This is a genomic window from Microbacterium lacusdiani (assembly GCF_054779895.1).
In genome coordinates this window covers 18803-27342 of sequence record NZ_BAAGXJ010000022.1, presented here as the reverse complement: position 1 = coordinate 27342, position 8540 = coordinate 18803, and the positions used below count along the sequence as shown (strand labels likewise).

The 8540-nt window shown below is 71.0% G+C and carries 11 protein-coding genes; 8 read left to right on the top strand and 3 right to left on the bottom strand.

Annotated elements, in window-relative coordinates; all coding sequences use genetic code 11:
* Window positions 1-54: 54 nt before the first annotated feature.
* The gene (locus tag ACYVGN_RS11325) at window positions 55-780 is read right to left on the bottom strand and encodes a hypothetical protein (protein ID WP_460790848.1); all 726 of its coding nucleotides are present in this window, start codon (window positions 778-780) and stop codon (window positions 55-57) included.
* Window positions 781-1327: 547 nt separating this feature from the next.
* Between ACYVGN_RS11325 and ACYVGN_RS11320 the strand changes: the two genes are divergently transcribed.
* Complete coding sequence (locus tag ACYVGN_RS11320; protein ID WP_167626803.1) at window positions 1328-1495, top strand: hypothetical protein; 168 nt, start codon at window positions 1328-1330, stop codon at window positions 1493-1495.
* A 63-nt stretch (window positions 1496-1558) separates the two neighbouring features.
* On the opposite strand, the gene ACYVGN_RS11315 is transcribed toward ACYVGN_RS11320, so the two are convergent.
* Together ACYVGN_RS11315 and ACYVGN_RS11310 are read right to left on the bottom strand one after the other, a co-directional pair.
* Window positions 1559-2389 carry a mechanosensitive ion channel family protein gene (locus ACYVGN_RS11315; protein ID WP_055987758.1) on the bottom strand — a complete coding sequence of 277 codons (831 nt, stop codon included), beginning with the start codon at window positions 2387-2389 and terminating at the stop codon, window positions 1559-1561.
* Between the two features lie 135 nt (window positions 2390-2524).
* Window positions 2525-2872, bottom strand: a complete 348-nt coding sequence (locus tag ACYVGN_RS11310; protein WP_460790846.1) for a hypothetical protein — start codon at window positions 2870-2872, stop codon at window positions 2525-2527.
* Between the two features lie 243 nt (window positions 2873-3115).
* On the opposite strand from ACYVGN_RS11310, the gene rpsF reads away from it, so the two are divergent.
* From rpsF to ACYVGN_RS11275, 7 genes are all read left to right on the top strand, one after another.
* Window positions 3116-3478, top strand: coding sequence for a 30S ribosomal protein S6 (rpsF, locus tag ACYVGN_RS11305; protein ID WP_055987760.1), 363 nt, complete (start codon window positions 3116-3118; stop codon window positions 3476-3478).
* A gap of 5 nt (window positions 3479-3483) precedes the next feature.
* The gene (locus ACYVGN_RS11300) at window positions 3484-3996 is read left to right on the top strand and encodes a single-stranded DNA-binding protein (protein ID WP_134746523.1); all 513 of its coding nucleotides are present in this window, start codon (window positions 3484-3486) and stop codon (window positions 3994-3996) included.
* A 77-nt stretch (window positions 3997-4073) separates the two neighbouring features.
* Window positions 4074-4328 carry a 30S ribosomal protein S18 gene (gene rpsR / locus ACYVGN_RS11295; protein WP_055987764.1) on the top strand — a complete coding sequence of 85 codons (255 nt, stop codon included), beginning with the start codon at window positions 4074-4076 and terminating at the stop codon, window positions 4326-4328.
* A gap of 9 nt (window positions 4329-4337) precedes the next feature.
* Window positions 4338-4793 (top strand): 50S ribosomal protein L9, encoded by a 456-nt coding sequence (gene rplI / locus ACYVGN_RS11290; protein ID WP_460790844.1) that lies wholly within the window; start codon window positions 4338-4340, stop codon window positions 4791-4793.
* 120 nt (window positions 4794-4913) lie between these two features.
* Entirely contained in the window at window positions 4914-6230 is a 1317-nt protein-coding gene (locus ACYVGN_RS11285; RefSeq protein ID WP_460790843.1) for a GAF domain-containing protein, read from the top strand.
* A gap of 122 nt (window positions 6231-6352) precedes the next feature.
* Entirely contained in the window at window positions 6353-7900 is a 1548-nt protein-coding gene (gene exaC / locus ACYVGN_RS11280; RefSeq protein ID WP_460790841.1) for an acetaldehyde dehydrogenase ExaC, read from the top strand.
* A 37-nt stretch (window positions 7901-7937) separates the two neighbouring features.
* Window positions 7938-8324 carry a DUF779 domain-containing protein gene (locus ACYVGN_RS11275; RefSeq protein WP_460790839.1) on the top strand — a complete coding sequence of 129 codons (387 nt, stop codon included), beginning with the start codon at window positions 7938-7940 and terminating at the stop codon, window positions 8322-8324.
* The last annotated feature ends 216 nt before the right edge of the window (window positions 8325-8540 follow it).

Below are 8540 nucleotides of genomic sequence, written 5' to 3'. Positions count from 1 at the left end.
TCCGGGAGACCTCGACGCCTACCCGGCCACCGCGACGCTCAGACCGCTACACGCTCAAATGCGATGAGCCACGAATGCGGCGCCGTCGTCGTCGAAGTCGATGTGCGCGTGGAGACCGCCGTCGGCGTCCCGCCACATCCGCAGGCTCCGCTTCTCATGCCGTGCCAGGTACCGGGCCTGCGCCCCCTCTGCGTCGAGCTGATCCCGCACCGCCCGGGCCGCCGAGCCCAGGTCCTCCACGGTGTACTCGCCCGCCACGCCGGCGAGCTGCTCGCACGCGACTCGCCACGCCTCCTCCGCACCCTCCGGTGGCCGCCCGAGCCCGCGGCTGATCGCATCCATCTGCGCCGACGTCAGAGCCCCGTCCAGCAGCGCCCGATCCAACGGCGCATGCCACGGCGCCTCCATCGGCGGAACGTCCGCATCCAGCTCCGCGGGAACCTCTTCGGACTGCGCGGTCTCCACGAGCGACTGTCCCAGCCGCACCTGCCTGGCGGCCTCCCCGCGCGAGGTCCCCGCCACCTCCTGGACGAACGCGACGGCGTTGCGGTGCCCGCGCGCCTGCGCCAACCCGCCGTGCCCTGCGTCGCGCGCGGACCGCTCCGCGATCACCCCGGACGCGAGGGCCATGGCCCGCTCGGCCGCCTTCGCCAGCCGGTTCGCCTGGTGCAGCATCGCCACGACCTCTTCGTCATCCAGTGCGCGCACGACCGCGACGTCCGTGGGCACGATCGACGCCGCCGCGTCGCACCGCTCCCGGAAGTCGCTGAGGAAGGTCATGCCCCGATCATCCTCGGGGTCACCGACATTCCGGCCTCGGAAACCCAGGTCACCGCGGGAAACGACCAAATCTGTGGATAACCCCGCGGACCGACGTCCTGTGGACGAGGGGTGCGTCCGTGAGGCGAGGCTCGGGGCGTTTCGACTCGCTGCGCTCGCTCAACGAGCACGGAGGTGCCCGGCGCCAGCAGCGTCCGCGTCCGTGAGGCGAGGCTCGCGGCGTTTCGACTCGCTGCGCTCGCTCAAAGCGCACGGAGGGGCCCGCACCGACTGTTCACCCGGCGTTCGGTTAGGGGTACGCCGTTCTCGTAATTCCCGGTCACCTCGGCGCGCAATCGTTGGGGTACCCCGGACGCGGCGAACGGCCGCCTCCACATCCCCCGCTTCACGCTTCCCGAAAGGCGTGAACATGCGTCTGCGCACCCCGCTGGCCCTCGGCGCCCTGGCCGTCGGCTCCGCTCTGGTCCTCACCGGCTGCTCGTCCTTCGGGCGAGGCCGCGGCCGGCGATGACGACGTCATCCGCTTCGCCACCCTGCCCACCGGGGCGTGCTGCGCGACGACCTGGATGTCGAGGCGTGCGTCGACCTGCTCGGTGGCGTCTTCTACTACCAGCTCGTGGTCCGCGGCGTTCCGATGACCGACGCGGATGCGCTCGCGCGCTGCCGCGCCGCCTTCGATGTCGTGTGGCGCGGGATGGCGGCGGGGTCGGCCTGACGCCGGCTCGGCGGTGAGACACCCGTGGGGGCGCGCTCAGGGACGCGCCCCCACGGGTCCGGCTCACGCGACCGGCGGAGCGGGCGGCTCCGGGGGCCGGGTCGCGGCGCCGGTCGTGCCCGTCGGCGTGGTGCCGGGCGGCGTGGTGGCCGTGGCGGTCGGCGCGGTGGCGGTGGTGCCCGCCTCGGCCGCGCGGCGGGTGACGGGCGGCGTGGTCGCGCTCGTCGTCGAGATCTCGCTCTCGAGCGCCCCCAGCCACTTCTCCCAGCGCTCGCGCATCGGGCCGATGAGCCCGCCGCCGACGCCGACGATCACGACGCCGGCGATCGTCGCGAGCACGGCGACCAGCACGGGCGTGGTCACGGTCAGGGCGACGCCGATCTGGTTGAGCGCCGCGATGACGCCGAGGGCGATGATCGCGAACACCACGATTCTGGTGAGGATGCGACCGAACCGGAATCGCGAGAGGGCCGGGCCCATCAGATCGCCCACGAAGTTCGCGATCGCCGACACGACGATCACGATCACGATCGCGACGAACACGCGCGGCAGCCACTCGATGATCGAGGTGACGACCTGCGACACCGGGTTGTCCTGCCCGAACGCGCCGAGCGCGAGCAGCAGGGCGATCAGCAGCACGAAGTAGTAGACGAGCTTGACGACGAGTCCCAGCGGGTCGATGCCCGTGGGCGCGAGCAGTCTCGAGATGCCCGCCTTGTCGAGCACCTTCTGGAACCCGATCTTGCGCAGCAGGAACTCGAGGCCCTTCGCGATGCTCTTGGCGATGAGCCAGCCGATCAGCAGGATGACCGCGAAGACGATCAGCTGCAGGACGAACCTCCCGACGCCGGCGAGCATGCCGCCGATGCCGGCAGCGATTCCGGACCAGTCCATGGTTCTCTCCCCTCCATGTCGCGACCCGTCGGGGCGGTCCACGACTGGCGTCGCGTGCCCTTGACTACTCCGGGTGCGGAGGCGGTGTCAATGGGGTGGCAGAGGGTCCGGGCAGGTGCGTCGCGGGGTGCCCGGTCAGGCGCGACGCGCTTCGGCGGCGGCGCTCTGGGCGTCCGCCACGGCGTCTCCGACGGGCTCCGGGAGCCCCAGTCCGGCCGCCACGGCGGCATCGGCGTCGTCGGCCAGGATGGCGTCCCGCAGCCGTTCGAGGCAGGCCACGAGCGACTCGGGGTGGTCGATCCTCAGGCCCGCGCCGCTCAGGTTGCGGATGATCGCGACGTCGGTGTCGCGTGCGATGACGTCGAGGAAGGGGTCTCCCCGGCGATCCGCTCGAACGCGAGATCGGCGAGACGGGGTTGTGGGGTGCGGACGAGTGGGCGCATGACATTCCAGGTTCTGCCACGGGGGAATGGCATCGGCCACTGGGGGGAATGGCAGACGAAGGGGAGACTCATCCTCCCAGCACGTCGCCCTCTCGGCAAGAAGGGCAGTGCCCGGGTCCCTGCCGGAACCTGGGGGCCCGCGTCGCCCGGCGCGCGCCGATCCGATAGACTGACGAGGTTGTGCGGATCCGCGCGCGCTCGCGCTCGCCCGCACGACGTGCAACACACCCTCCTGCTGTCGGGAAATGCCCGGCAGCCGATCAAGTCCGAAGGAGGTGGGTAAGTGACGCACCAGTACGAGCTCATGGCCATCCTGCAGCCGGAGATCGACGAGCGCCAGGTTCCCACGATCGTCGACAAGTTCCTGACGGTGATCACCGAGTCCGGTGGCACCATCGACAACATCGACATCTGGGGCAAGCGCCGTCTGGCCTACGAGATCCAGAAGAAGAACGAGGGCATCTACGCCGTCGTGAACTTCACCGCGACGAGCGAGGCCACCCAGGAGCTGGACCGCCAGCTCGGCCTCAACGAGCAGATCATGCGCACCAAGGTGCTGCGTGCCGAGGACGCGATCGCGATGATCGCCTCCGAGGCCAAGCGCGCCGAGGAGCGGGCCGCTCGCAAGACGGCGGCGAAGGCCTAAGTCCCATGGCCGGCGAAACCGTCATCACCGTCGTGGGGAACCTCACGGCCGACCCGGAGCTGCGTTACACGCAGAACGGCCTGCCTGTGGCGAACTTCACGATCGCCTCGACGCCGCGCAACTTCGATCGCGCGTCGGGCGAGTGGAAGGACGGCGAGGCTCTCTTCCTGCGTGCCAGCGTGTGGCGCGAGTTCGCCGAGCACGTCGCGGGCTCGCTGACGAAGGGCATGCGCGTGATCGCGCAGGGCCGTCTGCGTCAGCGCTCCTACGAGACGCGCGAGGGCGAGAAGCGCACCACGATCGAGCTCGAGATCGATGAGATCGGGCCGTCGCTGCGCTACGCCACCGCTCAGGTCACCCGCGCCGCGGGCGGCTCGGGCGGCGCCGGTGGAGGCCAGTTCGGCGGCGGACAGCCGCGCGCGCAGGTCTCGGAGGAGCCCTGGGCCACGCCCGGCTCGCAGACGGGCGCCGACGCATGGAGCACCCCGGGGTCGTTCGGAGACGACACCCCGTTCTGAATTCTCGCGGGTCGGATCGCCCCTTGCTCGTTGAGCGAGCGAAGCGAGTCGAAACGCAGCACACCTAAGGAAAACCAATGGCTGGAAAGTCGAGCGGCGACCGCCGCAAGCCGCGGAAGGGCGCGAAGAACGCCGCCCCCGCGAAGTCGATCCGGGTCGGCCTCATCGATTACAAGGATGTCGCCACCCTTCGCAAGTTCATCTCGGAGCGCGGCAAGATCCGTGCCCGTCGTATCACCGGTGTCTCGGTGCAGGAGCAGCGTCTGATCGCCAAGGCGATCAAGAACGCGCGCGAGATGGCGCTCCTGCCCTACGCCGGCGCGGGCCGCTAAGGAGCACTCATGGCAAAGCTGATTCTCACTTCTGAGGTCGACGGCCTGGGCTCTGCCGGCGACGTCGTCGAGGTCAAGGACGGGTACGCCCGCAACTACCTCATCCCCCAGGGCTTCGCCACCGCGTGGACGCGCGGCGGCGAGAAGCAGGTCGCGTCGATCCGCGCCGCTCGCGAGGCTCGCGCCATCGCGACGCACGACGAGGCCGTAGCCCTGAAGAGCACGATCGAGGGCACCAAGGTCAAGCTCGCCGTCAAGGCGGGCGCCGAGGGTCGCCTCTTCGGCTCGGTCAAGACCGCCGACATCGCGGACGCGGTGGCGGAGGCCGGTCTGGGCCAGCTGGACAAGCGCAAGATCACCATCCCGTCGGCGATCAAGTCGGTGGGCGACCACGAGGCCGTCGTGCGCCTGCACGACGACGTCACCGCGGTCATCACCCTTCAGGTGGTCGCGCTCAAGAAGTAAGTCCGTCACGGACGCCGGAGCGGCGCGGGATCTGCGGATCCCGCGCCGCTTTCGTGTGCGGGCGGCGCGACCTACACTGGGCCGCACAACCCCGGCTCCCTCGACGTGGAACGGAGCGGCATGTCGTCCACCTGGGTCACGGGCTTCGAGCCGCTGCTCGACGCCTCGCGCACGCTCATCGAGCGCGCCCACGACGAGCTGCTCGCCGGGAACGACGCCGATCCGCGCCTGCGTCACGTGCGCCCGCTCGTGCGGGAGTCGTGGCGCCGTTCACTCGCCGGGGCGGTGGGCCCCGAGGCGCTGCCGCCGCTCGAGCTGAGCGGCCATGAGCTGGAGCTGCATCGGGAGCGCCACCCGCTCGCCATGACCCTGCCGATGATCCGGGAGCTGCTGCTGCCCGGTAGCCCCGACGAGTCCGGCGTCGTGGTCGCGGTCGGCGACGCCTACGGGCGGCTGCTGTGGGTGGAGGGCGACACCGGCGTGCGCGCCCTCGTGGACGGGATGGGCTTCGCCCCCGGCGCCAACTGGTCGGAGGACCGCGCCGGCACCGCCGCGCCGGGTACGGCGCTGGCGCTGGGCCGCACCGTGCAGATCCACGGGGCCGAGCACTTCAACCGGCTGGTCCATCCGTGGTCGTGCACGGCCGCGCCGGTGCGCGACCCCGAGACCCGGCGCGTGATCGGCATCATCGACGTGACCGGCGGGGACGTGGCGGCCTCGCCGCAGGCCCAGCTCGCGGTGGATGCGACGGTGCGCGCTGTGGAGGGCGAGCTGCTGATCGCCCGCCTGCGAGTCCGCGGCACCGAATCTCCGCGGCGCTTGCGGCGCTCCCCGCGCCCCGTCGCCGCCACGGCCCTCAGCGTGCTCGGCCGGGACCGGGCCGTGCTCGAGCCCGGCGGGTCGGGAGCGGACGGCGTCGTCGAACTCGCGGGCCGGCACTCCGAGATCCTTCTCATGCTCGCGACCCACCGGCAGGGGCTCACCTCCGAGCGGCTGGCGGAGCTCGTGTACGGCGCGCCCAGCGTGGGTACGGTGCGGCCCGAGGTCGTGCGCCTCCGCCGCCGACTCGAGCGCGCCGTGCCGGAGCTGCGGATCGAGTCGGCGCCGTACAGGCTCGTGGGCGAGCTCGAGACCGACGCGCAGCACGTCCTCGGGCTCGTGGACCGCGGCGCCCACCGACTCGCGCTGGCCGCCTGCCGCGGCGACGTGCTGCCGTCCTCGGAGTCCCCGGGGGTGGCCGAACTGCGCGAGACCCTGCGGGCGACGCTGCGCGACGCACTCCTGACCGAGGCGAGCGCCGATGTGCTGCTCGCCTACGTCGACTCCGACCTCGGCGCCGACGACGCGGAGGCGCTGCGGCAGTGCCTTGCGCTGCTGCCGCCGCGTTCGCCGAAGCGGGCGGGCATCGTCGCCCGCCTCGAGCGCCTCGAGGCATAGCGCGCCCGACTGCAACCGGGTGCAACGTCGCCCGGGCTACCGTGCCGGTGAATCGCGAGGCGACGGCGCCGGCATCCGCGACGCCCGGCTCCCCGCGGACACGCAGTCGAAGGAGACAGCACATGACGATCGTGGAAGAGGGCGTCTCGAGCGTCTACGCCGCCCCCGGCCAGCGCGGAGCGGTCGCTGAGTACCGCGCGCGATACGGCCACTACATCGGAGGCGAGTTCGTCGACCCGATCAAGGGCCAGTACTTCGAGGACATCACGCCCGTGACCGGAAAGCCCTTCACCGAGATCGCGCGCGGGACGGCCGAGGACGTCGACCGCGCCGTCGAGGTGGCCTGGCAGGCGTTCGCGTCCTGGCGCCGCACGTCGCCGACCGAGCGGGCGAACATCCTGAACAGGATCGCCGACCGCATCGAGCAGAACCTCGAGCGGATCGCCGTGGCCGAGACATGGGAGAACGGCAAGCCGGTGCGCGAGACGCTCGCCGCGGACATCCCCCTCACGGCCGACCACTTCCGGTACTTCGCGGGCGTGCTGCGCTCGCAGGAGGGATCGATCAGCCAGCTCGACGAGGACACCGTGGCGTACCACTTCCAGGAGCCGCTCGGCGTCGTGGGCCAGATCATCCCGTGGAACTTCCCGATCCTGATGGCGGCATGGAAGCTCGCGCCGGCGCTGGCGGCGGGCAACTGCGTCGTGCTCAAACCGGCCGAGCAGACCCCGGCGTCCATCCTGTTCCTGTTCGAGATCATCGGCGACCTGCTGCCCGCGGGGGTCGTGAACATCGTCAACGGGTTCGGGATCGAGGCGGGCGCTCCCCTCGCGCAGCACCGCCGCATCCGCAAGGTCGCCTTCACGGGCGAGACGACGACCGGGCGCCTGATCATGCAGTACGCGGCGCAGAACCTGATCCCGGTCACGCTCGAGCTGGGAGGCAAGAGCCCGAACATCTTCTTCGAGGACGTGGCCCGCGAGCGCGACGCCTACTACGACAAGGCGCTCGAGGGCTTCGCGTTCTTCGCCCTCAACCAGGGCGAGGTGTGCACGTGCCCGTCGCGCGCGCTGATCCAGCGCTCGATCTACGACGGCTTCCTCGCGGACGGCCTGGATCGCGTCGGCAGGATCGTGCAGGGCAACCCGCTGGATCCGGCGACCATGATCGGCGCGCAGGCGTCGAACGACCAGCTCGAGAAGATCCTGTCGTACATCGACATCGGCAAGCAGGAGGGTGCGCGGCTGCTCACGGGCGGCGAGCGGGTCGACCTGGGCGGCGAGCTGAGCGGCGGCTACTACGTCGCCCCCACGGTGTTCGAGGGCAGCAACGACATGCGCGTCTTCCAGGAGGAGATCTTCGGGCCAGTCGTCTCGGTCACGGGCTTCGACTCGTACGACGACGCCATCGCGACCGCGAACGACACCCTGTACGGCCTCGGGGCGGGCGTCTGGAGCCGCAGCGCCGAGACCTGCTACCGCGCCGGCCGCGCGATCGAGGCGGGCCGCGTGTGGACGAACACTTACCACCAGTACCCGGCGCACGCCGCCTTCGGCGGGTACAAGCAGTCGGGCATCGGGCGCGAAAACCACCTGAAGATGCTCGACCACTACCAGCAGACGAAGAACATGCTCGTGTCCTACGCCGAGGGGCCGATGGGGTTCTTCTGATCCGCGGGGCGGATGGAACGGCCCAGGGGAGGAGCGGATGACCGTGGCCGAGCGGGTGGCGCTGACGGATGCGGCGGCCGCGCTCGTGCGCGACCTGACGACGCAGCACGGGCCGCTGATGTTCCATCAGTCGGGCGGATGCTGCGACGGGAGTGCGCCGATGTGCTTCCCGGTCGGCATGTACCTGACGGGTCCAGGTGACGTGCTGCTCGGGCAGGTCGACGCCGGGCTCGACGACCCGGTGCCCGTGTACATGTCGGAGTCGCAGTTCGAATACTGGAAGTACACCCACCTCACGATCGACGTGGTGCCCGGGCGCGGCGCCGGGTTCTCGGTGGAGGCGCCGACAGGGAACCGGTTCCTGATCCGCTCGCGGATGCTGACGGAGGCCGAGCTGGCGGAGCTGGGGCTGGCGCGCGGCTGATGACCGGGCCGGGGGCGGCGCGGGATCTTCGGACCCGTGCCGCCCTCCCGCGTTGCGTGCACGGCGTGCGCGGGGTGCGCGGGGTGCCCGGGCTGTCGGGGACCACAGCCGAGCGGGTGATTCTCTGTGGTCATGAGTCGTTCACCTCCCCTTGACATATCGCCCGTCCGCACCCCGTGGATGAGCCGGGGTTGTACACACCCACGGCGTGTCGTC

Excerpts from the sequence above, each read along its gene's own strand:
- exaC (WP_460790841.1), top strand. The coding sequence starts at position 6,353 with ATGACGATCGTGGAAGAGGGCGTCTCGAGCGTCTACGCCGCCCCCGGC.
- ACYVGN_RS11285 (WP_460790843.1), top strand. The coding sequence starts at position 4,914 with ATGTCGTCCACCTGGGTCACGGGCTTCGAGCCGCTGCTCGACGCCTCG.
- rpsR (WP_055987764.1), top strand. The coding sequence starts at position 4,074 with ATGGCTGGAAAGTCGAGCGGCGACCGCCGCAAGCCGCGGAAGGGCGCG.
- ACYVGN_RS11315 (WP_055987758.1), bottom strand. The coding sequence starts at position 2,389 with ATGGACTGGTCCGGAATCGCTGCCGGCATCGGCGGCATGCTCGCCGGC.
- ACYVGN_RS11325 (WP_460790848.1), bottom strand. The coding sequence starts at position 780 with ATGACCTTCCTCAGCGACTTCCGGGAGCGGTGCGACGCGGCGGCGTCG.
- rplI (WP_460790844.1), top strand. The coding sequence starts at position 4,338 with ATGGCAAAGCTGATTCTCACTTCTGAGGTCGACGGCCTGGGCTCTGCC.
- ACYVGN_RS11275 (WP_460790839.1), top strand. The coding sequence starts at position 7,938 with ATGACCGTGGCCGAGCGGGTGGCGCTGACGGATGCGGCGGCCGCGCTC.
- ACYVGN_RS11300 (WP_134746523.1), top strand. The coding sequence starts at position 3,484 with ATGGCCGGCGAAACCGTCATCACCGTCGTGGGGAACCTCACGGCCGAC.